Origin of the sequence: Agromyces sp. LHK192 (assembly GCF_004006235.1) — a bacterium.
Lineage (GTDB): Bacteria > Actinomycetota > Actinomycetes > Actinomycetales > Microbacteriaceae > Agromyces.
In genome coordinates this window covers 518,963-540,893 of record NZ_CP034753.1, presented here as the reverse complement: position 1 = coordinate 540,893, position 21,931 = coordinate 518,963, and the positions used below count along the sequence as shown (strand labels likewise).

The 21,931-nt window shown below is 72.4% G+C and carries 21 protein-coding genes and 2 tRNA genes; 13 read left to right on the top strand and 10 right to left on the bottom strand.

The genetic code is table 11. The features are described 5' to 3' along the window. Positions 1-33: 33 nt before the first annotated feature. From ELQ40_RS02435 to msuE, 3 genes are all read right to left on the bottom strand, one after another. On the bottom strand, positions 34-1,347 hold the full coding sequence (locus tag ELQ40_RS02435; protein ID WP_127792245.1) for an aminotransferase class V-fold PLP-dependent enzyme: 1,314 nt from the start codon (positions 1,345-1,347) through the stop codon (positions 34-36). 217 nt (positions 1,348-1,564) lie between these two features. Then, positions 1,565-2,971 carry an NtaA/DmoA family FMN-dependent monooxygenase gene (locus ELQ40_RS02430; protein ID WP_127792244.1) on the bottom strand — a complete coding sequence of 469 codons (1,407 nt, stop codon included), beginning with the start codon at positions 2,969-2,971 and terminating at the stop codon, positions 1,565-1,567. A gap of 34 nt (positions 2,972-3,005) precedes the next feature. Further along, entirely contained in the window at positions 3,006-3,599 is a 594-nt protein-coding gene (msuE, locus tag ELQ40_RS02425; protein ID WP_127792243.1) for an FMN reductase, read from the bottom strand. Between the two features lie 199 nt (positions 3,600-3,798). On the opposite strand from msuE, the gene ELQ40_RS02420 reads away from it, so the two are divergent. Further along, positions 3,799-4,362 (top strand): GIY-YIG nuclease family protein, encoded by a 564-nt coding sequence (locus ELQ40_RS02420; protein WP_127792242.1) that lies wholly within the window; start codon positions 3,799-3,801, stop codon positions 4,360-4,362. Between the two features lie 10 nt (positions 4,363-4,372). Beyond that, positions 4,373-5,632, top strand: coding sequence for a non-homologous end-joining DNA ligase (gene ligD / locus ELQ40_RS02415; protein ID WP_127792241.1), 1,260 nt, complete (start codon positions 4,373-4,375; stop codon positions 5,630-5,632). On the opposite strand, the gene ELQ40_RS02410 is transcribed toward ligD, so the two are convergent. Next, positions 5,629-6,576, bottom strand: coding sequence for an aldo/keto reductase (locus ELQ40_RS02410; protein WP_127792240.1), 948 nt, complete (start codon positions 6,574-6,576; stop codon positions 5,629-5,631). The genes ligD and ELQ40_RS02410 overlap by 4 nt on opposite strands. A gap of 161 nt (positions 6,577-6,737) precedes the next feature. Between ELQ40_RS02410 and ELQ40_RS02405 the strand changes: the two genes are divergently transcribed. Beyond that, positions 6,738-7,028, top strand: a complete 291-nt coding sequence (locus ELQ40_RS02405; protein ID WP_127792239.1) for a Fe-S cluster assembly protein HesB — start codon at positions 6,738-6,740, stop codon at positions 7,026-7,028. A 136-nt stretch (positions 7,029-7,164) separates the two neighbouring features. Here the strand turns inward: ELQ40_RS02405 and ELQ40_RS02400 are convergent, their stop codons facing one another. Beyond that, positions 7,165-9,066: a DEAD/DEAH box helicase gene (locus ELQ40_RS02400; RefSeq protein WP_127792238.1), complete on the bottom strand. Its 1,902-nt coding sequence runs from the start codon at positions 9,064-9,066 to the stop codon at positions 7,165-7,167. A 106-nt stretch (positions 9,067-9,172) separates the two neighbouring features. On the opposite strand from ELQ40_RS02400, the gene ELQ40_RS02395 reads away from it, so the two are divergent. The 9 genes from ELQ40_RS02395 (at position 9,173) to ELQ40_RS19025 (ending at position 16,245) form a co-directional block, all read left to right on the top strand. Next, positions 9,173-10,231 (top strand): DNA polymerase IV, encoded by a 1,059-nt coding sequence (locus ELQ40_RS02395; protein ID WP_127795085.1) that lies wholly within the window; start codon positions 9,173-9,175, stop codon positions 10,229-10,231. A 114-nt stretch (positions 10,232-10,345) separates the two neighbouring features. After that, positions 10,346-10,747 (top strand): group 1 truncated hemoglobin, encoded by a 402-nt coding sequence (locus ELQ40_RS02390; RefSeq protein WP_127792237.1) that lies wholly within the window; start codon positions 10,346-10,348, stop codon positions 10,745-10,747. A gap of 5 nt (positions 10,748-10,752) precedes the next feature. Then, a complete protein-coding gene (locus tag ELQ40_RS02385; protein WP_127792236.1) occupies positions 10,753-11,961 on the top strand; it encodes a globin domain-containing protein in 1,209 nt (402 codons plus the stop codon). Further along, entirely contained in the window at positions 11,958-12,767 is an 810-nt protein-coding gene (locus tag ELQ40_RS02380) for a DivIVA domain-containing protein (RefSeq protein ID WP_127792235.1), read from the top strand. Before ELQ40_RS02385 ends, ELQ40_RS02380 begins: the two co-directional genes overlap by 4 nt. A 13-nt stretch (positions 12,768-12,780) precedes the next feature. Beyond that, the gene (locus ELQ40_RS02375) at positions 12,781-13,245 is read left to right on the top strand and encodes a GNAT family N-acetyltransferase (protein WP_127792234.1); all 465 of its coding nucleotides are present in this window, start codon (positions 12,781-12,783) and stop codon (positions 13,243-13,245) included. Continuing rightward, entirely contained in the window at positions 13,242-13,724 is a 483-nt protein-coding gene (locus ELQ40_RS02370) for a hypothetical protein (RefSeq protein ID WP_127792233.1), read from the top strand. The genes ELQ40_RS02375 and ELQ40_RS02370 overlap by 4 nt, the downstream gene beginning before the upstream one ends. A 139-nt stretch (positions 13,725-13,863) precedes the next feature. After that, on the top strand, positions 13,864-15,456 hold the full coding sequence (locus tag ELQ40_RS02365) for an SPFH domain-containing protein (protein WP_127792232.1): 1,593 nt from the start codon (positions 13,864-13,866) through the stop codon (positions 15,454-15,456). 40 nt (positions 15,457-15,496) lie between these two features. Beyond that, positions 15,497-15,814, top strand: a complete 318-nt coding sequence (locus ELQ40_RS19030; RefSeq protein WP_127792231.1) for a helix-turn-helix transcriptional regulator — start codon at positions 15,497-15,499, stop codon at positions 15,812-15,814. Continuing rightward, positions 15,811-16,245: an SRPBCC domain-containing protein gene (locus ELQ40_RS19025; RefSeq protein WP_127792230.1), complete on the top strand. Its 435-nt coding sequence runs from the start codon at positions 15,811-15,813 to the stop codon at positions 16,243-16,245. Before ELQ40_RS19030 ends, ELQ40_RS19025 begins: the two co-directional genes overlap by 4 nt. A 56-nt stretch (positions 16,246-16,301) precedes the next feature. Here ELQ40_RS19025 and ELQ40_RS02350 read toward each other — a convergent pair. The 3 genes from ELQ40_RS02350 to ELQ40_RS02340 form a co-directional block, all read right to left on the bottom strand. Further along, a tRNA-Met gene (locus ELQ40_RS02350) sits at positions 16,302-16,378 on the bottom strand. A gap of 34 nt (positions 16,379-16,412) precedes the next feature. Next, positions 16,413-16,484: transfer RNA gene (locus ELQ40_RS02345), tRNA-Thr, on the bottom strand. Between the two features lie 66 nt (positions 16,485-16,550). Further along, entirely contained in the window at positions 16,551-16,916 is a 366-nt protein-coding gene (locus tag ELQ40_RS02340) for a DUF4190 domain-containing protein (RefSeq protein ID WP_164863452.1), read from the bottom strand. Positions 16,917-17,215: 299 nt separating this feature from the next. On the opposite strand from ELQ40_RS02340, the gene ELQ40_RS02335 reads away from it, so the two are divergent. After that, entirely contained in the window at positions 17,216-19,945 is a 2,730-nt protein-coding gene (locus ELQ40_RS02335; protein WP_127792228.1) for a BTAD domain-containing putative transcriptional regulator, read from the top strand. A 15-nt stretch (positions 19,946-19,960) separates the two neighbouring features. Here the strand turns inward: ELQ40_RS02335 and ELQ40_RS18905 are convergent, their stop codons facing one another. Together ELQ40_RS18905 and ELQ40_RS02325 are read right to left on the bottom strand one after the other, a co-directional pair. Next, complete coding sequence (locus tag ELQ40_RS18905; protein WP_205649409.1) at positions 19,961-21,370, bottom strand: zinc ribbon domain-containing protein; 1,410 nt, start codon at positions 21,368-21,370, stop codon at positions 19,961-19,963. Next, positions 21,367-21,930: a phage tail protein gene (locus ELQ40_RS02325; protein WP_164863451.1), complete on the bottom strand. Its 564-nt coding sequence runs from the start codon at positions 21,928-21,930 to the stop codon at positions 21,367-21,369. The genes ELQ40_RS18905 and ELQ40_RS02325 overlap by 4 nt, the downstream gene beginning before the upstream one ends. Position 21,931: the final 1 nt, after the last annotated feature.

Here is a 21,931-nt window from a genome sequence, read left to right as displayed (position 1 = left end):
AGTTCTGGTGGATCCGCGCGTCAGCCCGCGCGGTCAGCCCGCGCGGAAGATCTGCGGCTTCGGGCGGTCGTCGGCGACGGGCTTCCAGCCGTCGCCGGTGCGCTGGTACGTCGAGGTCGGGCCGTCGGCGACGATGGACGACAGCGCGGCGACGAACCGGTCGACGTCGTCGGACGAGCTGCCCAGTCCGAGGCTCGCCCGCAGCCCGTTGGCGCGGGTCGCGACCCGGTCGAAGAACGGGTGGGCGCAGAACCGGCCCGCGCGCACCGAGACGCCGTGCTCGGCCGACAGCGCCGCGGCGACCAGGCCGACCGAGCCGCGTTCGAGCTGGACGGTGACGATGCCGACGCGGCCCGGGGCATCCGTGAACCCGTGGATGACGCGGACGCCGTCGATCGAGGCGGCACCGCGTTCGAGGCGCTCGGTGAGCGCGGCCTCGTGCGCGACGCGGGCGTCCGGACCGAGGCGCTCGAGCTCCTGCAGGGCCGCTGCGAACGACACGATGCCGAGCACGTTCGGCGTTCCGGCCTCGTGGCGTTCGGGCGACGGATGCCACGCCACGCGCTCGAGCTCGACATTGGAGACGGCGCCGCCGCCGGAGAGGTAGGCGGGCGCGACGTCGAGCCAGTCGGCACGGCCGATCAGTGCCCCTGCGCCGTACGGCGCGTAGGTCTTGTGCCCCGAGCAGACGAGGTAGTCGGCGTCGAGTTCGCCCAGGTCGACCGCGCGGTGCGGCAGCAACTGGGCGGCGTCGACCGCGATCCGGGCACCGTACGCGTGCGCGAGCGCCGCGAACCGCGCGACCGGCAGGAGTTCGCCCGTGACGTTCGACGCGCCGGTCACGGCGACGAGCGCGGCGGGCTTCGACGCGAGTTCGACGGCGAGCCGCTCGAGGGTCTCCTCGATGGTGTCGGCGGCGACGACGAGCCGGCGACTGCGCCACGGCAGCAGGTTGGCGTGGTGCTCGATGTCGAGCACCACGACGTCGCCGGGCACCGCGGTCGCGAGCAGGTTGAGCGCGTCGGTCGTGTTGCGGGTGAACACGACGACGTCGCGGTCGCGGGCGCCGACGTGCCGGGAGACGACCGCGCGGGCGTCCTCGACGAGTTCGGTCACGACCTCGCTCGGGAATCCCGTTCCACGGTGCACGCTCGAGTACCAGGGAAGCAGGTCGCCGACGGTGCGGGCGACGGTCGCCAGCGCGGGTGCGGATGCCGCGAGGTCGAGGTTCGTGTGGGCGACGCGGCCGCCGCCGAGCACGGGCACCTCGAGGCCCGCGTCGGCGAGCAGGGCGAGGGGGCGCATGGTCTCGCGGGCGGTGCTCGGTGCGGCGACGGCGATCGACACGGCTCCCCCTCGACGAGGACGGGCGCGCCGGCGGCGCGCGAATGGGTCGAGGCTACGAGCGCCCTGAGCGCCCCTCAAGGGCGGGCCGACGCGAGCCGTCACGGTGCGACATACGACGCAACATGCCGCCCGGCACGGATCGGCGACCGCTCCAACCGGCCGTGACCCCGGCCGTGACCCCGGCCCGGGCTCGCGGCCCGGGCTCGCGGCTTCCGGCTCACCGCGGCGCCGCGACGCGCACCGCGACGGATTCGCGCACGTGCACGTTGGCCGGCCGCTCGAGCCCGAGGTGGTCGCGCAGCGTGGTGCCCTCGTACTCGGTCGGGAAGACGCCGATCCGCTGCAGCTCGGGCACGACGCCGAGCGCGAACGCCTCGAACTGCGCCGGTTGCGTCGCCGAGAGCACGTTGAACCCGTCGACCGCCTCGGCCTCGGCCCAGGCCGCGAACTCGGCCGCGATCTCGGTCGCGGTGCCGACGATCATCGAGGCCTGCACCGTCGCGGTGACGACGAGGTGCCGCAGCGTCGGCGGGTCGTCCGCGCCGACGCGCCGCCCAGTGCGCTCGCCCGCGATCTCGGTGAGCTGCTGGCCGAACTCGGTGAACGCGGCACGCAGCCCGGGCGTGACGACGTCGTCGGGCGTGTACCCGGTCAGGTCGACGCCGAGCAGCGTCGCGAGGTGTGCGACCGAGCGCTGCGGCGGGAACCCCGCCGGCGGCCCGTCGCGGAAGTCCTCGGCGACCCGCACGAGCCGGGCGAGCTCGTCCGCGATCCGCTGGGCGTGCTCGCGCGTCTCGCCGACGATCGGCAGCACGGGGGCGACGACCCGGAGCGTGCGGTCGTCCCGGCCCGACTCGAACGCGAGCGCACGGAGCTCCTCGCGCAGGTCGGAGGCCTGCCGGATGTCGGAGACCGCGACGAGCGCGAGGTCCGCGCTGCGCGCGGCCAGCAGCCGCGACCGCGGCGAGGTGCCCGCGTGCACGAGCGGCAGGTGTCCCTGCACGGGCCGCGCGACGTTGAGAGGGCCGGCGACGCTCAGGTGCTCGCCGTGGAAGTCGGTCGCGTGCAGCTTCGACACGTCGAGGTACGCGCCCGATGCGGCATCCGCGATGATCGCGTCGTCCTCGAAGGAGTCCCAGAGCCGGCGCAGCACGGTCTCGAACTCGTCGGCCCGGTCGTACCGCGCGTCGTTCGCCGCCTGCTCGTCGGCGCCGTGGTTCGCCGCGGCGCGCGGTTCGGTGCCGGTCACGAGGTTGAGCCCCGCGCGGCCGCCCGAGAGCAGGTCGATCGACGCGGTCGTCCGCGCGAGCGTGTACGGGTCGGAGTAGGTCGTGTTCGCCGTGGCGATGAGGCCGATGCGACTGGTGATGCCCGCGAGGTACGTGACCGCCGACAACGGGTCGATGCGTGCGACGAGGTACGGGTCGCGGTGCTCGAGGTCGGGTCCGGTCGCCAGCCAGTCGCCGAAGAAGAGGTAGTCGAGCCGGGCGGCCTCCGCGATCTCGGCGGTGCGGCGCAGCACGGCGGCGTCGCCCGCGGGGTCGCGATGCGCGCCCGGGTACCGCCAGCCCGACGGATAGGCGCCGACCGTGCGCACCATCGCCCCGAGGATGAGCCGGGTCATCGTGGCTCCCTTCGTCGTGATCCGGGCGTCTGGCTCACCATGTCGACACGTACTCCGACATCGACCGCGACGAGTTCAGCACCACGGGCAGGCCGCGGCTCACGGCCTGGTCGATGCGCTCGTGGAGCGACGACGAGGTGATGCGGTAGTCGGCGAAGTCGGGGTCGCTCGCGTAGACGCCGATCGGCAGGGTGAGCGCCTGGAAGAACGAGAAGAGCGGCCGGAACTGGTGCTCGATGATGAGGGCGTGGCGGTCGCTGCCGCCGGTCGCGGCGAGCAGCACCGGCTTGTCGATGAGCGAGTACTGCCCGACGAAGTCGAACACGTGCTTGAACAGGCCCGTGAAGCTCGCCCGGTACACCGGGCTCGCGACGATGAGCAGGCTCGCCTGCTCGATCGCACGGATCGCGTCGTCCGCGGCCGGGCTGAGCTCGTCGCGGGTGAGCGCGCCCGAGAACTCCCGGCCGACCTCCGACAGTTCGATGAGGTGCGATTCGACCTCGAGGTCGGGTCCGCCGACCCGCGCGACGGCATCGGCGAACCGGTCGAGGATCTCCCGGCTGAGCACGGTGGTCTTCGAGGGCGCGTGCAGGCTGCCCGAGACGGCGACGAGTGAGAGGTTCGGCATGGGGCGACGGTAGGCCTGCGCGCCGCGCCCGATCCACCCCTCACGTCGCCCGCGGTAAGACGGTGCAACAGGCCGTCGCATTGCGCCGCCGGGCGACACACCGGCGCGCCGTCGGGGTCCCGTCGGACGACGCGCCCGCCGAGAACCCGCCGACAAGTCGCCGCGTGACGACGTCGGAGGCGGCGCGTAACCTGCCCGCATGACCTCGGGGTGCGGCATCCGCTCGGCCGACGGCACCGCGTGCGACGCACCGACCGTGCCGGAGTCGCCCGTGCCGCTGTGCCTGGCGCATCTGCTCGCGGCCCACGACTGGGTCGAGGGCGAACTCGGTGCGGTCGACCTGCTCGCGCCGCCGTGCGCGGCGTGCGGGCATCCGGTCGGGCGGCGATACCCGTCGGGCGTCGTCTGCGAGCGCTGCGACTGGCGCGTCGGCGACGTTCCCGACGCCGAGTTCCGGGATGCCTCGGTCGACGTCGTCTACTACGTGCGCTGGCGCGACCGGGTGAAGATCGGCACCAGCGCGTCACCGCGCCGCCGACTCGCGGTGCTGCCCGTCGAGGAGGTGCTCGCCTTCGAGCCCGGTGATCGCATCGTCGAGCGTCGCCGGCACGAGCAGTTCGCCGAGCACCGATTCGCCGGCACCGAGTGGTTCGCGATGCACGACGCGCTCGCCGGGCACATCGCCGACCTCACTATCGGCGTCGACGACCCGTGGGTGCTCGTCGACCGCTGGACCTCGCACGCGCTCGCGGCCCGGGCGTAGGGTGGGCGGCGTGAGCGCGACGGAGTCCGCGGAACTGCTCGAGGTGAACGGCCGCGAGGTGCGCATCAGCCACCCCGACAAGGTCGTCTTCCCCGAGCCCGGCCTCACCAAGCTCGACCTCGTGCGGTACTACGTGTCGGTCGCCGAGGGCGCGCTTCGCGGCGCCGCCGGACGGCCGATGGTGCTCAAGCGCTTCGTAAAGGGCATCGACCACGAGGCCTTCTTCCAGAAGCGCGCACCCGACAAGCGACCCGACTGGATCGACACGGCGACCCTGCACTACGCGCGGGGAACGTCGGCCGAGGAGGTGGTGGTGCGCGACGCCGCCGCCCTCGCGTGGGTCGTGAACCTCGGCTGCATCGACCTCAACCCGCATCCCGTTCGGGCTGAGGACCTCGACCACCCCGACGAGCTGCGGGTCGACCTCGACCCGATGCCCGGCGTCGAGTGGGGGCAGCTCGTCGACGTCGCCTTCGTCGCGCGCGACGTGCTCGCCGAACGCGGGCTGGTCGCCTGGCCGAAGACCTCGGGGTCGCGGGGCATCCACCTGCTGGTGCGCCTCGAGCCGCGCTGGGACTTCCGCGAGGTGCGCCTCGCCGCCGAGACGCTCGCGCGCGAGGTCGCACTGCGCGTGCCGCATCTCGCGACCGCCCGGTGGTGGAAGGAGGAGCGCGGCGAACGGGTCTTCGTCGACTTCAACCAGAACGCGAAGGACCGCACGGTGGCCTCCGCGTACTCGGTGCGTCCGCGACCGGATGCCCGCGTCTCCACCCCGCTCGACTGGGAGGAGCTGCTCGAGCGCCGACCCGAGGAGTTCACGGTGCGAACCGTGCTGGAGCGCTTCGCCGAGCGCGGCGACCCGATAGCCGGCCTCGACGTCTCGGCGGGCGTGCTCGACGGACTGCTCGACCTCGCGGCCGAGCTGGGTCCCGTCGAGAAGGACGCCGATGCCGAGCCGCTGCCGGTGATCGAGATCGCGCGCGCCGAGACGAAGGGCGAGGCGCTCGACGCGCTCGAGCGGTGGAAGACCGCGAATCCCCGCGCGGTCGAGCACCTGCATCCCGCCGACGTGCTCGTCGACGGCATGCGCGGCTCGAGCTCGCTCTGGTATCGCATCCGGGTGAACCTCCAGCACGTGCCCGAGGCGCAGCGGCCCGAGCAGGAGCCGCTGCTCGTCGACTACGACCCGTGGAAGGGCCGGTTCCCGGGCGGGGAGGGCGCGGCGGGCGAGGCCGCCGGCTCCGGTTCGCGTCCCGGCGAAGCCGGTTAGGTCCACGCCCGGGCGCTTCGCGCCCGCCAGTACGCTTCGGGCTCCTGCGCCAGCGCGCGAAGCGCGGAGGCATCCGTCGACGGCTTCCTGGCAGCCAGGTTCGAGACGAGCTGCGATTCGGTCACTGCGCCGATGAGCACGACGTCGGCCCAGGGCTGCGCCCTGGCCGCACCGATCGCGAACGCGTCGAGCGGCTGCCCATCGGTCGCGGCGAGGGCGGATGCCCCGGGCTCGTCGCCCGCCGGCGTGAGCCGGCCGTTCGCAACGGACTCCTTGACGACGACGAGCCATCCGTCGTCGTGAGCCCCGGTCAGTGACTGACCGGCCGACGGCTCGAGCAGGTTCCACGTCGCCTGCACCGCCGTGAACGGCGAGTCGGGCAGCTCCCGCGCCGCGTCGAGCGCGTCGCCCTGCTGCGGTCCGCTCGTGGAAACGCCCACGCGCACGCCGTCGGCGGCGAGGTCGCGAAGCCGGTCGAGCAGTGCCGCATCGCCGAACAGCGGGCTGTCGGGCGTGAGCGAGTGCACCAGGTACACGTCGGGCGGCCCGCCGAGTGCGGCGAGCGTCGACGGCCACTGCCGCTCGAACATCGCGAGCGAGTGCTCCTTGCGCTCGTGCACCTCGGCGTCCAAGCGCCAGCCGCCGACGTATTCGTAGCCCCACTTCGACTCGATCGTGAGCGCTGCCCGCCGCTCCGGATGCGCGGCGAGCCACGATCCGAGGAACTCCTCGGCGAGCCCGTACGACCGCGCCGCGTCGATGAAGCGGATGCCCCTCCCCCACGCCGCGTCCAACATGGCGTGCGTGCGGTCGCGCAGGGCGTCGACGCCGCGATCGTCGCCGAGGTCGCCGGGGCGCTCGGTCGTGATGTAGGCGGGGCGGCCGAGGGCCGCGAGACCGAGGCCGATCTCGGCGGATCGGCGGCCGGATACGGGTGCGTCCATGCCGCCGACCCTACGCCGAGGGTCGCCAAGGGTCCCGGATCCGACGCGATCGGTCAAGGGGGTGGGTCGATCGGCCGTGATCCGGCATCGTGGACGACTCACGTGCCACCGGCGCACGCTGCGGCCCCGGCCGCAGTGCATCCGAACACGGAAGGAGCACCATGCTCACGCTCACCGACACCGCCAGCACCGTCGTGCGGGAACTCGTCCACCGAAGCGGCGCCCCCGAGACGGGCGGCCTGCGCATCGACGCCGACACCCCGCAGTCGAAGGACTTCTCGGTCTCGGTCGTCCCCGGGCCGTCGGCGAACGACCAGGTCGTGGACCAGGACGGCGCCCACGTCTACCTCGGCCACGCGGCCGACGAGGCCCTGGCGGACAAGACGCTCGACGCCCGTGTCGACGAGGAGGGCCGCGTCGCGTTCGACGTGCTGCCCCAGACCATCTCGTAGCACCCCGACTCCGACGAGCGCTCGCGCGTCGTCGATCGAGTTCCCGCCATCCCCCCTGGTGGGAACAGAGGCGGAGCCCCGCGGCCGTTCGGCGCGGGGCTCCGTCGTGCGTGGGGGCGCCGGCACGGCGGGTCGCTCACCAGCGCGGCTTGCGTGCCTTCCGATCGTCGGATGCCTCGCCGCGGCCCCGGTCGTCGCGGTCGCCGGACGACCGGCGCGGCCGGTCGTCGCGATCACCGTACGACCGACGCGGCTTGTCGTCCCGGTCGTCGCGATCGCCGTGCGACCGCCGCGAGGGCCCGCCGCGGTCGGGGCGGATCTCGATGAGCCGCCCCGAGATGCGGGTGCCGTCGAGTCGCTCGAGCGTCTCCTGCGGCAGGTCGGCGGGCAGTTCGACGAGCGAGAAGTCCTGGCGGATCTGGATCGCACCGAAGTCGTCGCGCGTGAGGCCGCCCTCGTTGGCGAGTGCGCCGACGATCTGGCGCGGTTCGACGCGCTGCCTGCGGCCGACCGCGATGCGGTAGGTCGTCATGGGGGCGCCGGCCCGGCGGCGGTCGCGGCGGTCGCGGTCACCGTCGCCGTCGCGATCCCAGTCGCGCCCGCGTCGGTCGCCGCGATCGCGGTCGCCCCGGTCCCCGCGATCGCGGTCCCGGTCGAATCGCGACGGCCGCTCGGGCTCGGGCTCGAGCAGCAGCGGGTCGTCGCCCTGGGCGACCACCGCGAGCGCCGCGGCGACGTCGACCTCGGGAACGTCGTGGTGCCGGACGTAGTGGGCGATGATGTCGCGGAACCCCTCGATGCGGGTGCTCTCGCCGAGCGCCGCGGTGATCCGGTCGTCGAAGCGGGTGAGGCGCGTGGTGTTGACCTCGTCGACGCTCGGCAACTGCATCTGCGTCATGGGCTGGCGCGTGGCCTTCTCGATGCGGGCCAGGAGCCCCCGCTCGCGCGGTGTCACGAAGCTGATCGCGTCGCCCGAGCGGCCCGCGCGACCGGTGCGCCCGATGCGGTGCACGTACGGCTCGCTGTCGGTCGGGATGTCGAAGTTCACCACGTGGCTGATGCGCTCGACGTCGAGGCCGCGCGCCGCGACATCCGTGGCGACGAGGATGTCGAGCTTGCCGCTCTTCAACTGGTCGACGGTGCGCTCGCGCTGCGCCTGCGGCACGTCGCCGTTGATGGCGGCGGCCGAGTAGCCGCGGGCCCGCAGCTTCTCGGCGAGCTCCTCGGTGATGTTCTTCGTGCGGACGAAGATGATCATGCCCTCGAAGTTCTCGACCTCGAGGATCCGGGTCAGCGCGTCGATCTTCTGCGCGTACGAGACGATCAGGTACCGCTGCGTGATGTTCGCGGAGGTCTGGGTCTTCGCCTTGACCGTGATCTCCTCGGGGTCGTGCAGGTACTGCTTGGAGATGCGGCGGATCGCGGCGGGCATGGTCGCCGAGAACAGGGCGACCTGCTTGTCGTCGGGGGTGTCGGCGAGGATCGTCTCGACGTCCTCCGCGAAGCCCATCTTGAGCATCTCGTCGGCCTCGTCGAGCACGAGGTAGCGCAGTTCCGACAGGTCGAGCGTGCCGCGGTCGAGGTGGTCCATGATGCGGCCGGGCGTGCCGACGATGATGTGCACGCCGCGGCGCAGCGCGCTCAACTGCACGCCGTAGCCCTGCCCGCCGTAGACGGGGAGGATGTGCACGTCGTCGAGGTGCGCGGCGTACTTCTCGAACGCCTCGCAGACCTGGAGGGCGAGTTCGCGGGTCGGCGCGAGCACCAGCGCCTGGGGCGACTTCTGCGACACGTCGAGACGGGCGAGGATCGGCAGCGCGAATGCGGCGGTCTTGCCCGTGCCGGTCTGCGCGAGGCCGACGACGTCTCGGCCCTCGAGGAGCGTCGGGATGGTCGCCGCCTGGATCGCGGACGGCGTCTCGTAGCCGACGTCGTCGAGTGCCTTGAGCACCGGGCCGTCGAGGCCGAGGTCGGAGAACGAGAGCCCGGCGGGCTCTTCTGGAGCCTCGACCGTCTCCGGATTGTCGTCGGAAGTCACCCCTCAGGGTAGCGCTCGGGCCTGTGAGGCGGTCGGGAGGGCTCGGGATCGGATGCCCCTCGACCGCGCGTCGCCCGCCCGGCAGACTGGCCAGGTGGGCGCCTGGGTGCTGCACGTGGACCTCGACCAGTTCATCGCTGCCGTCGAGGTGCTGCGGCGCCCGGAGCTGGCCGGGCTCCCGGTCATCGTCGGCGGCCGGGGCGATCCCACCGAACGCGCCGTCGTCTCGACCGCGTCGTACGAGGCCCGCGCGTTCGGCGTCGGATCCGGGATGCCGCTGCGGATCGCCGCCCGCAAGGTGCCCGACGCGGTCATACTCCCGGTCGATCACGAGGCGTACGCCGAGGCATCCGACGCCGTGATGGCGACCCTGCGCGCGCAGCCCGGCGCGACGGTGCAGGTGCTCGGCTGGGACGAGGCGTTCGTCGGCGTCGACGTCGACGACCCCGAGGCGTACGCGCGCGGCATCCAGCAGGCGGTGCTCGACCGGACCCGACTGCACTGCAGCGTCGGCATCGGCGACACGCTCGTGCGGGCGAAGATCGCGACGGGCTTCGGCAAGCCGCAGGGCGTGTTCCGGCTGACCGCGGCGAACTGGCTCGACGTCATGGGGGAGCGGCCGACGCGGGAACTCTGGGGTGTCGGCCCCAAGGTCTCGAAGCGACTCGCCGCCCTCGGCATCGCCACGGTCGCGCAGCTCGCCGCGGCCCCGACCGACGCGCTCGTCGACGAGTTCGGTCCGAAGATGGGCCGGTGGTATCGAATGCTCGGCCGCGGCGAGGGCGAGCGGATCGTCGACGACACGCCCTGGGTCGCCCGCGGGCACAGCAGGGAGACGACGTACCAGCAGGACCTCGTCGAACCGGACGACATCACGGCCGCGCTGCACGCGCTGGGCGAGGCGGTCCTCGCCGACGTCGCCGCGGAGGGCCGGCCGGTCGTCGGGCTCACGCTCAAGGTGCGCTACGCGCCGTTCCTGACGAAGACGTACCAACGACGCATCCCCGAGTTGTCCGACCACGCCGCCGTGCTCGAACGGATGCTCGGCCTCGCCGCCGACCGGATCGAACCGGACAGGCCGATCCGACTCCTGGGCCTGCGAGCCGAGATGACGATGCCCGACGACGCCCGCGAGGGGCACACGCCGACCCGCAGCGGATGGTGACCCCCGAGCGGGTTACATGGCAATCCTCCGAGTTTTCGCAGAACTCCTTTGATGCCGTGCGCGCAGGTCTGCTAGAAATTGGCCTTGCCCCCATCGATGACGGATTGGACCAACATGAGTTCCCCCACTCAGACCGAAGCCGAACCCCTGAGCGACTACGCGGCCGTCGGAGGAGCACCGGCCGTCACCGCGGTCGTCAACCGGTTCTACGAACTCGTGCTCGCCGACGAGCAGCTCGCCGGCTACTTCGCGGACACCGAGCTGGTGCGCCTCAAGCGCCACCAGGTCGCGCTGGTCTCCCAGGTGATGGGCGGCCCGGTCGCCTACGAGGGCAAGGACCTGCGCACCGCCCACGCGGGCCGCGGCATCTCGGCCGACGACTTCGGTGCCGTCGCCGGCCACCTGATCGCCGCGCTCACCGAGGCCGGCGTCCCGGCGGACATCATCGACCGGACCGTGGGCGCCGTCGCGGCGACCCAGCCCGACGTCGTCGAGGTGCCGGCGACGCACGCCTAGTCCGCATGGACACCGCAGCACTGAAGCACACCTGGTCGCTGGCCGAGACGCTCGGCGACGAGGTGCCGCTGTTCTTCTACTCGCACCTCTTCTACACGCACCCCGAGTTGCGGGCGATGTTCCCGGTCTCGATGGCGACCCAGCGGGACCGGCTGGTCGGCGCGCTCGGACGCATCGTCTCGAACGTCGACCAGCTCGACCAGGTCACCGAGTTCATCCAGCAGCTCGGTCGCGACCATCGCAGGTTCCAGGTCGTCACGGAGCACTACGACGCGGTCGGCCTCTCGCTGCTGACGACGCTGAAGCACTTCCTCGGCGACCTCTGGACCGAGGAGCTGGCCGCCGACTGGGCCGGTGCGTACGGCGTCGTCGCGACGACCATGGTGCAGGCCGCCGAGGAGTCCGAGCGCACCGCCCCGGCGGCGTGGACCGGCCATGTCACCGCCGTCGACCGGCGCAGCATGGACGTCGCGGTCGTGCACGTGAAGCCCGAGCCCGAGCTGCCGTACGAGCCCGGCCAGTCGTTCGCGGTCGAGACGCCGCAGGCGCCGCGGCTGTGGCGCTACTTCAGCCCGGCGAACGCGCCCCGCGCCGACGGCACGATCGAGTTCCACGTGCAGCTCGTACCGGGCGGCCAGGTCTCGACCGCCGTCGTGCGGCTGCTGCAGGCGGGCGACACGCTGCGGATCGGTGCCGCGGTCGGCCAGGAACTGACGTTGAGCGCCGAGGAGCGCGAACGCGACCTCATCATGGTCGCCGGCGGCACCGGGTTCGCCCCGCTGCGCGCGCACCTCGAGCGCATCGACCTGCAGTGGCAGGAGACGGGGGACGCCCCGCGCGTGCACCTGTTCCACGGTGCGCGCGTGCCGTGGAACCTGTACGAGCACCGCCTGCTCACGAACCTCGCGGGGCGCCCGTGGTTCACGTACACGCCCGTCGTCTCCGACGACCCCAGCTATCCCGGTCGCAAGGGGTACGTCGGCGACGTCGTCGCCGAGGACGTCATCGGTCCGGGCCCGCTCGCGATGGTGTGCGGCTCTCCCGTGATGGTGCGCCACACGCTCGCGAAGCTGCGCGGGCTCGGCTTCGAGGCATCCGACCTCCGGTTCGAGCGGTTCGCGACGCTCGACGACGAGACCCTCGCCCTGGACGACGACCCGCGAGACCCGCTGCGCCCACCGGCGCCTGCTGAGCAGATGGGAAACACCCGATGACTCCCGATTGGGTTGATGGAGCACAGATCCCGGCGCCCGAGCCGCCCGCACAGGGCGCGACCCTCGCGGACGGGATGGTGCAGCTCGAACGGTCGCGGAAGCCGACCTTCGCGACGAGGCCGCTCGGCGGGTACGACCGTTCCGAGGTCGATGCGTTCGTCGCCGGCCTGCGCGGCACGATCGACGTCGTGCGGATGGGCACCGACCGGCTGACCAGCGAGGCGGTCGCGCTTCGCGCGGAGATCGAGCGGCTGCGCGTCGAGAACGCCAGGTTGCAGACGGCCTCGAATCCCGAACTCGAACAGGAGGTCACGCTCGGCGCGGTCGGCCTGCTCTCGCAGGCGCAGATGATCGCCGACAAGGCGGTCGCCGACGCCGAGCAGTATGCGCGGGACCTCGTGCTGACCGCCCGCAACCAGTACCGCGAGGTGGTGGAACGCGGCGCGGAGCGGGCCGCGGAGCAGTCGGAGGCGGATGCCGCGACGCCCGCGGCGGCTCCGATGCCGCCGATGCCCCCGATGCCCGAGATCGAGTACGTGCGGACCTACGCGCAGGTCGCGCAGATCCAGCTGCGTTCGGTCCTCGACGCGTTGACCGAGCAGGTCGACCGGCTGGGCACGCTGCCGCAGGCCGACCCCGCGGCCGCCCCGTCGACGGCCGCAGGTGCCGCCACCGGCGGCGGTGCATCGCCGCACGGGCACGTCGCCGCGGAGGACGAGTACCCCGAGGAGGAGCCGGACTGGCTGCCCGCGGTGCCGCCGCAGCCGACGGTCCAACGGCAGACGTACATCAGCCCCACCCAGTGAGCGATCGGCGACGATGGCGAGACGTGTGAACGAGATGCGCGATCCGCTCTGGACGATCGAGGATCGGCTGCCGACACCTGCCGAGCACCGCAGGCTCGCGGAGGCGGTCGGCTGGCGTGACGCGTTCGACTGGGACTCCCTGCCCCGCTCGCTCGCCGGATCGACGTTCGGGGTCGTCGCCGTCGTCGACGCCGAGGCGGTCGGCATGGCGCGCGTGGTCGGCGACGGCGTGAAGTACTTCGCGGTCCAGGACGTCGCCGTGCACCCGCACTACCAGGGCGAGGGCATCGGTCGCGACCTCGTGCAACGCGCGCTCGACCGCATCGCGGTGCTCGCCCCGAGCCCGGCCTTCGTCTCGCTGTTCTCCACGCGGGAGGGGGCCGATCTCTACGAGTCGCTGGGGTTCACGCGCGGCGACATGACCGGTATGTTCCAGATCGTGGAACCCGCCGGGCCCGGTCGGGAAGGAACCCCGTGAACGCGATCCTCACGAAGTTGAATCTCGGCACGCTCGGCGCCGTGCACGTCGTCGACGCACCCGAGTCGTTCGAGCCGGTGCTCGCAGATGCTGCCGAGGGTGGCATCGCGGTGTCGCGGACGCTCGCCGGCGGCGATCACGCAGACGTGCGCTTCGCGCTGGCGTTCGCGACGACGAAGGCGCAGGTCGATGCGTTCGCAGCCGCGGTCGCCTCGTCGACGACCGGCGATGCGGTCGTCTGGATCGCCTACCCGAAGGGTTCCTCGAAGCGGTACACCTGCGAGTTCAACCGGGACACCGGGTGGGACACGATGGGCGATGCCGGCTTCGAGCCCGTACGCCAGGTCGCGATCGACGACGACTGGTCGGCGCTGCGCTTCCGTCGAGCCGAGTTCATCACGAGCTGGACCAGGTCCTTCGCGTACAGCGCGCTCGGCAAGCGGCGACTGGCCGAGGCGCAGGCGGCGCGCGAGGGCTGAGGCGGTCGTGCATCCGCAGGGGTGACGCCGCCACCGGAATGCGCCTCCCCAGATTCGGCGAAACCCTCCGCGCGGCCGCGCGGCCCGCCGATAGGCTGGGGACTCCGCGCCGTCGCGGCGCCTGACAGGAAGGTCGCACATGGAGATCACCGGACTCGTCGGCATCCTGGTGCTCGTCGGCATCGGCGTCGTGGCGCTGATCATCGTCGCACTCATCGTGTTGCTGTTCGCTCGGAGCTGGATCAAGGTCGCCCGAGCCGACGAGGCGCTGGTCATCTCCGGGCGCAAGCAGAAGGTGCAGCGCGCCGTCGTCGCGCAGGACGGATCGACCCACTCCGAGCTCGAGGAGTCGCCGGTCACGGTCATCGTGAACGGCAAGTCCCTGGTGAACCCGATCACCCAGCGGCACGAGATCATCTCGCTGCGCTCGCGGCAGGTCTCGCTCAACGCCGAGGCGCAGTCGCTCGACAACGTGACCCTGAACGTCGACGGCGTCGCCATCGTGAAGATCGGTTCCGACCCGCTCTACGTCCGGCGGGCCGCCGAGCGATTCGCCTCGCAGGATGCCGCGATCGAGCAGTTCACCACCGAGCAGCTCGAGGGCGCGCTCCGAGGCATCGTCGCCACGCTGTCGGTCGTCGAGCTCATGCGGGAGCGCAAGAAGTTCTCCGACCAGATCGCGTCGGACGTCTCGCAGGAGCTCGCCGAGCAGGGGCTGATCCTCGACTCGTTCCAGATCAAGGGCATCACGGACGGCGTCGGGTACATCCAGTCGCTCGGCGCCCCCGAGATCCAGGCCAAGCGGCAGGCCGCCGAGATCTCGCAGACGAACGCCGACCGCGCGATCAACCAGAAGATGATCGCCAACCAGGAGGCGAACCTCATCGAGCAGACCGCGCTCGACACCAACACCGCGAACGCGAACGCCGGCATCGGCCGCGCCCGCGCCGAGGCCGAGCAGGCCGAGCAGCTGGCTCGCGCCCAGGCCACGCAGGCGGTGCTCCAGCAGCAGGCCGAGAACAAGCAGGCGCAGCTCGACGCCGACGTCAAGCGCGTCGCCGACGCGCAGCGATACGAGGCCGAGACGCGGGCCCAGGCCGACCTCTACACGCGCGAGCGGTCGGCCGAGGCCGCAGCCATCGAGCAGGTCAAGCAGGCCGAGGCCCGCACTCGCATCGCCGAGCAGCAGGCGCAGGCCGACAAGGCCCGTGCCGACGGTGAGGCGGCAGCGGCCGTCGCGAAGGCGACCGGTGACGCGAATGCGCTCCGCGCCCAGGCCGACGCCGAGGCCGAGGCACGCCGGCTGCGCGCGAACGCCGAGGCGGAGGCGATCCGTGCCGAGGGCGAGGCCCGCGCCGCGGCGGTCGAGGCGGAGGCCAAGGCCATCGCCTCGAACCAGGAGGCGTTCCTGTCGCAGCGCGTCCTCGACGTGCTGCCCGCGATCATGGCCGAGTTCTCGAAGGGGTACGCCGCGATCGGCAACGTGTCGATCATCGGCAGCTCGGGTGATGAGGGCGCATCGGGCGTCGTCGGCGGCGACAGCGCGAAGGCCCTGAAGTCAGTGTTCGACTCGGTGAGTTCGGCGACGGGCCTCGACCTCGCGGCGATCATCCAGGGCCAGGCGGTCGGTCAGGGCATCGGCGCGGGCATCGCACAGGCAAAGGCGCAGGCGCCGAAGCAGACGAGGTCGAAGGGCGCGGACCCGGAGGGGCCGGCTCGCGAGTCGCACTGAAGCATTGACATGTGACCATTTGGTCACCTAATCTGCAGGGGTGGATGACGACCCGGTGTTCAAGGCGCTCGCCGACCCCACCCGGCGGGCGCTCCTCGACCACCTGTTCGAGCACGACGGCGCCCGCCTGACCGATCTCGAGTCGATCGGCGAGATGACGCGCTTCGGCATCATGAAGCACCTGCGGGTCCTCGAGGAGGCGGGTCTCGTGACGACTCGACGAGTCGGCCGCGAGAAGCTGCACTTCCTCAACCCCGTGCCCATCCGTCTCATCCACGACCGATGGATCGACAAGTACCGTGCCGGCCCGACCGCGATGCTCGCCGACCTGAAGCACGAACTGGAGGGACGACCATGACCCAGCCGCACATCTACCACGTCTTCATCCGCGCCGAAGCGCAGGCCATCTGGGAGGCGATCACCCGCGCCGATCGCACCGCGCAGTACTTCTACGGCGTCGCGATCGACACCGACGCCGACGGGCGGCACTCGATCGGCCCCGACGGGTCCGACTGGGGTGTCGAACAGGTCGTCGAGTTCGATCCGCACCGCCGACTCGTGCACGAGTGGACGTCGAGCTACGACCCCGACCTCGCCGACGAGCCCGCGAGCCGCGTGACCTGGGAGATCGAGCCCCGCGACGGCGGCGTCTGCCTCGTCACGCTCACCCACGACCGCCTCGAAGGATCACCCCGGACCGCAGCCGACGTCGCCGGACCCGGCTGGTCGTGGGTGCTCAGTTCGATGAAGTCGCTGATCGAGACGGGGGCTGCGCTCGAGACGGCGTGACCGGTCAGGACGAACGACCTCCGGAAACGCGAAAACCCCCGGTTGCCCGAGGGTTTTGGTAGCGAGGGCGGGACTCGAACCCGCGACACCACGATTATGAGCCGTGTGCTCTAACCACCTGAGCTACCCCGCCGCGAGGCCTTTCCGGCGTAGCCGGGAAGAACCAGAGCCCCGAGTCAGGATTGAACTGACGACCCCTTCCTTACCATGGAAGTGCTCTACCACTGAGCTATCGGGGCGGCGCTGCCGAAATCGGCAACCGTACGAGGATAACACCAGATTCGGCGTCGTCCGAATCGGTGACGTCAGACGTTGGAGCCTGCTGCCGCGGCGGGAATCATGAACGCGAACATGCCCACGATGAAGAGGATGTACGCCACCAGGAACAGCACGATTCCACCGGTGATGACGTATCCGGCGATCAGTCCGGTGAGCGCCGCGCCGCCTCCCTGCTCGCCGGTCCGGCGGATGCGGGAGCGGGCGATGTGGCCCAGCACGATCGCGGGAACCGAGGCGAGCAGCCCGAACATCAGCCCGCCGAGTCCGAGCCCGAACGCGACCCAGGCGAGCACGTTCTGCGGCGGTGCCGTGGGCGGTGCCCAGTACTGCTGCGCCGGGTACGACGGCACGGCAGGATACACCGGTCCGGCCGGATACGAGGGCTGGACCACGGGCGTCGGCTGAACCGCGTACGGCTGCGTCGGCGCCCAGGCCGGTGCCTGCGGTGTCGTCGAGGGCGCGGGCACCTGAGCCGTCGGCGAGGGGACCGGATACGAAGGATGTTGCACCGGGTCGGGGTTCGACACGTCGGCTCCAATCGGGGCTTCGGGGGAGGGCGTCCACATCGTATCCGGCTGCGGATTTCCTCGTCGCCGAGTACCCCCAGTTCGGGGAGGGCACTGATGCGGCCGAACTGGAGGCAGGACTATCTTTCTCGCATCACTGGGCTCTCGACGCACGAATTGGGGCGATGATGCACGCGGAATCGGGCCAGGTCGTCGCCGCGGAATGCGGCATCGATCGCCCGCGCCTGCTCCCCCGCCTCTCGGCCCGACGCGTGTTCCTCATCGCCGGTGTCGGTGCCGGCAAGTCCACCCTGATCGCGAGCGCCGCTGCTGCCGAGGCCGCTCCGCTCGTGCTGCGCTGCACCGCCGGCCATGCGACGCCGAGCGCGCTCGCCGCCCTGCTCGAGGTCGCCAGAAGGTCCGATGCGACGGCGGTGTTCATCGACGACGCGGAATGGTGCTCGGGCGGCGAGGCATCCGATGTCCTCGAACAATTCGTGGCCGACGCGCCGATGCGGGTGATCATCGCCTCGCGCGAGCCGCTCCCGTTCGCCATGTGCCGCGCCGAGCACGGATCGACCTCGATCCTGGGGCCGCGCGACCTCGCGATCCGACTCGACGAGGTGGGAGCCGTCTTCGAAGCGGCGGGTGCAGCATGCCCCCCGCTCTCGGAGGCTTCGAGGATCCTCGCGGAGACCGCCGGATCGCCCGCGCTCGTCGATGCCCTCGCGAGGGCCGTGACCGGCGTCGACCGCGAGGGACTGGATTCCGCGATCAGCGCGGTGATCGCGGGAGGAGTGCTCGCGCCGACGCTCGAGTCGATGCTCGCCGACCTCCAGCCCGCGACGCGAGCGGTCCTCACGACTGCGAGCGCGCTTCCGATCGTGCGATTCGGGCCGCTCGCCGACCTGCTCGGCGCGGTCGACCGCGAGACGGTGGTCGGTCTGCTCGACGACGGTGTCCTGCCGCATCGCCTTCGTCCCGACGGCGGTCGGGAACTGCCGCGGATGCTCCGCCGCCACCTGGCCTCCCGCCTCTCGACCGCGGATCGGCGCGCGCTCGTGCACCGCGTCGCCGCCGTCCTGCCGACCACCGACGCGGTCCGGGTGCTCGCGGATGCCGGGCACCTCGACGAGGTCGCCGCCGTGCAGCGGCGCGACCCCCTGACGCTCGCCCGGCCGGGCGCCGCCTCGTGGGAGCAGAACCGGGCGCTGCCGGGCGACGAGTTCGCCGACCTGCTCCGGGTCCGTGCACTGATCGACGATCGCGAACCCGATGCCGCTCGCCGTCGGCTCGAGGCGGTCGCCGCACGACTCGACCGCGACCTCGCGCCGGTCGTGGCGGCGCTGCGCGAGGATCTCGACGCCCTCGCACTCCCGTTCGGCGCCGGCGCCGCGGCATCCGGTCGATCGTCATCACGGACGTCCGAGCCGAACCGCACCACGCTCGACCCGCGCGGCGCAGCCCACCGACTGCTCGCCGGCGACGCCGTGACCGCGGTCCGCATGCTGACGCGGCGGTCTCAGATCGATGCACCTGTGGGCGCGCACCTCAGCTCGCGACTCGTGCTGGCGATCGCCCGGTCGGGACACACTCCACCGGCCGACACCGGTGCGGCGCTGTGCCAGATCGAGGCCGAGGCATCCGCGCACGGGTTGTCGGGACTCGCACGCATCGCACGCGGTCTCCTGGCCGCCACGAGCACCGACGCACCGCCTCGGGCGGTGCACGAGGTGATCGCGGAGTGCGAGACGCGCGGCGACGACGAGGGTGCCGCGTTCATCGAGGGCGCCTGGTTCCTGAGCAGGGCTCGTGCCGGACAGGGCGAGACCCGCCGCGCACTCGCGCTCGCCGAACGGCTCGACCGTATCGGAGCGACCGAGGCGGCGACGGTTGCGGCCTCCGCAGCCGCGTACCTCGCGGCCGTGCACGGCGACTCCCGAGCCGGGCAACTCCTGAACTCCGCCGAGGCGGACGCGCTGGTCACCCCCGGGCCCGCGGCCCGGGCCTGGCTCGACGCCGCGCGCCTGATCACGAGCGGCGACACCTCCCGCGCCGCACGCGCACGCTCCGCAGCGCTGGATGCCGGGATGCCGCGGCTGCCCATCGACCTCCACGCGAGGTCCGCCCGCTTCGGCGCGACGAATGGCGCGCACACGTCGAGGGCATCGTTCCGGACCGACACGGCACCGATCCTGGTCGACCGGATCCCGCGCGTGACCGTGGGCTGCTTCGGCGGCTTCCGCCTCACGGTCGACGGGCGCGACCTCGACCTGCACGGCGTACGACCGCAAGCCCGGAACGTGCTGCGGATGCTGGCGCTGAACGCGGGTTCGCCGGTGCACCGGGAACTCATCGCCGAGGTCATCTGGGGCGAACTCGGGTCGACCTCGGCGATGCACGCCCTCCACGTCAGCGTCTCGAGCCTGCGCCGGGCATTGGGCCTCGACACCGCCGATCGGATCGTCGCACGCGACGGCGAGGCGTACCAGCTGCGCCTCGCCGATCGTCGGGACTGCGACCTCGCCGACTTCGACGCGAACCTCGACGGCGCAGCGCTCGCACGCCGCAACGGCGATGCCGACGGCACCGCGGACGGCCTTCGGCGCGCGCTCGGACGCTACGTCGGCGACGTGCTGCCGGAGGACGGCCCCGCGGAGTGGGCGGTCGGCGCCCGTGACCGCTACCGGATGCGCGCCTGCGAGGCGGCGTCGGCGCTCGCCCACCTCGAACTGCGGTCGGGCGACCGCGACGGCGCGCTCGACGCCGCGACCCGCGCCATCGAGATCGACCCGTGGCACGACGCTTCGTGGCGCGCCCTGCTCGCCGTGCACCGCGAGTCCGGCGACGTGGTCGCGACCCGGCGCGCCGAGCAGGGCTACCGACGGATGCGCGTCGCCCTCGGCGTCGACTGACCGAACGCGGCCGGATCAGCGTCCGCGGAACCCGAGCTCGGCGATCGCGACGTGGGTCTGGTCGGTCGCCCCGTGCGCCGTGCCGATCGTGAGTCGAAGGCCGGTGACGTCGTCGATCCCCATCTCCCACGACTGCGAGCCCGGCTGGTCGGCGACGGTGATCGTGCGTTCGACGGTCGAGCCGTCCGCGCGGGTCACCGTCACCAGGACGGTGTCGGGCCGCGCCTGGGCGAGGAATTCCGCGGGGTCATCGGATGCCCCGGGCACCATCTGCAACGACACCAATCGGAACGGCTCGTCGAACGCGGCCTCGACGAACTCGCCGGCCGCGGCCCCGGTCGGTGCCGGCGCCCACGACGTGTTCGAGAAGCCGTCGTACGTCGCCTCGGGCGGCCGCCCCTCCGCCTTGCTCGACGACACGATCGTCACCGGGCTCACGGGTGTCGCAGCGGCCACGCGGTCGACGAACCCGGCGACCATGTCTCCGATCCAGCCGCGCGAGAACCACGCCGCGGCCGCCAGCACGAGGATGATCAGCGGGAGGACCACCCAGACCGGACGGAATCGGCGGGTGCGCACGAGCGGCCTCGCCCCCGCCTCCGGCTGCGCCGACGGTGCGAGGACCGGCATCGCCGAGGCGCCGAGCTGCGTCGCGCAGCGCCGGCAGAAGTTGCGATCGGGGGCGTTGCCCGCACCGCACATCGGGCACACGACCTCCCCCGGCCGCGGCGCGTCCTCGGGCCGGGCCGTCCGCCGAAGGGGCGGCTTGCGGCGCGGGGCATCCGTGGGCTTGCGCGCGGCAGGCTGGGGCGCGAGTGGCTGGGCGGGGGCAACCTGCGCGGTCGGGCGCTGCGCCGTCGGCTGTTCGGCGGGTCGCTGCACGGGAGGCTGAACCGACGGACGGCGCGCCGCGGGCTGGGCCGCGGCGATCGTCGCGGCGGCGGCCGCGACGGCAAGGGGCGCAGGCGCGGGCTCGGGATCGCGTTCTGGTTCTGGTTCGGGCTCCGGCTCGGGTTCTGGTTCGGGCTCGGGTTCTGGTTCTGGTTCTGGCTCCGGCTCGGGCTCGGGCTCCGGCTCGGGCTCGGGCTCGGGCTCGGGCTCCGGCTCCGGCTCCGGCTCGGGCTCGGGTTCGGGCTCGGGCTCCGGTTCGGGCTCCGGCTCCGGCTCCGGCTCCGGCTCGGGTTCTGGTTCGGGCTCGGGTTCGGGCTCCGGCTCCGGGTCCGGGTCTCGATACGCTTCGCTACTCGACCAGCGTGGCTCCGGTTCGGGCTCCGGCTCGGGGGCCACTGCCGACGCCTCCGCCGCAGAGGGCGCGTTCGAGTCGGCCTCCCAGCCGAGGTACTCGCCGCACGCGCCGCAGAAGTCGTCGTCGTCGGCGTTCAGCGTGCCGCAACTCGGACAGGCCAGCGTCCTGCCTTCGCTCATCCCTTGCCGCCCTTCGCCCCACGCAGCTGCACCGAGCATGGCACGTGCGCGGGCACGAGGGAACGGACGACCCGTGTCAGTCTCGCCTCGAGGCCGTCGGCCGAGGCATCCGGCAGCGTCACCGTCACCGTCACGCCCGGCTCGTCGCGGCCGGGCAGCTTCCCGCCCGGTTTCGCCGACCACGCGGTGCCCCCGGATTCGTCGACCTCGACGGTCGAGTCGGGGCCTGCGGCGAGCCGCACCGCGTCGGCGATGCCGCCGGCCGTCCCGGTACGCCGGTGGAGTGCCACGGCGCCGGCGACGATGTCGCGGCGCTGCTGCACGGTCCAGGCCTGGTCGACGCTGATGTCCACCCAGCTCGCGAGCCAGTCGAGGTGGTCGGCGGGCGTCAGGTGCGGGTCGAGGTACGCCGCGAGGTTGTCGAGCACGGAGAGCACCGGCGCCGTCGCGTCGTCGAACGCCGGCATCATGCGCTGGAGGAACTCGTCCTCCTGCAGGATCGCGGGAAGCCTGGTGAGGTAGGCCGCCGGCGAGGGCAGACCCGGGATCGCACCGCGCACG

Coding starts and splice junctions, on each gene's coding strand:
- ELQ40_RS02430 (WP_127792244.1), bottom strand. CDS start 2,971: ATGACCCGGCTCATCCTCGGGGCGATGGTGCGCACGGTCGGCGCCTAT.
- msuE (WP_127792243.1), bottom strand. CDS start 3,599: ATGCCGAACCTCTCACTCGTCGCCGTCTCGGGCAGCCTGCACGCGCCC.
- ELQ40_RS02420 (WP_127792242.1), top strand. CDS start 3,799: ATGACCTCGGGGTGCGGCATCCGCTCGGCCGACGGCACCGCGTGCGAC.
- ELQ40_RS02410 (WP_127792240.1), bottom strand. CDS start 6,576: ATGGACGCACCCGTATCCGGCCGCCGATCCGCCGAGATCGGCCTCGGT.
- ELQ40_RS02405 (WP_127792239.1), top strand. CDS start 6,738: ATGCTCACGCTCACCGACACCGCCAGCACCGTCGTGCGGGAACTCGTC.
- ELQ40_RS02390 (WP_127792237.1), top strand. CDS start 10,346: ATGAGTTCCCCCACTCAGACCGAAGCCGAACCCCTGAGCGACTACGCG.
- ELQ40_RS02385 (WP_127792236.1), top strand. CDS start 10,753: ATGGACACCGCAGCACTGAAGCACACCTGGTCGCTGGCCGAGACGCTC.
- ELQ40_RS02380 (WP_127792235.1), top strand. CDS start 11,958: ATGACTCCCGATTGGGTTGATGGAGCACAGATCCCGGCGCCCGAGCCG.
- ELQ40_RS02375 (WP_127792234.1), top strand. CDS start 12,781: ATGGCGAGACGTGTGAACGAGATGCGCGATCCGCTCTGGACGATCGAG.
- ELQ40_RS02365 (WP_127792232.1), top strand. CDS start 13,864: ATGGAGATCACCGGACTCGTCGGCATCCTGGTGCTCGTCGGCATCGGC.
- ELQ40_RS19025 (WP_127792230.1), top strand. CDS start 15,811: ATGACCCAGCCGCACATCTACCACGTCTTCATCCGCGCCGAAGCGCAG.
- ELQ40_RS02335 (WP_127792228.1), top strand. CDS start 17,216: ATGATGCACGCGGAATCGGGCCAGGTCGTCGCCGCGGAATGCGGCATC.
- ELQ40_RS18905 (WP_205649409.1), bottom strand. CDS start 21,370: ATGAGCGAAGGCAGGACGCTGGCCTGTCCGAGTTGCGGCACGCTGAAC.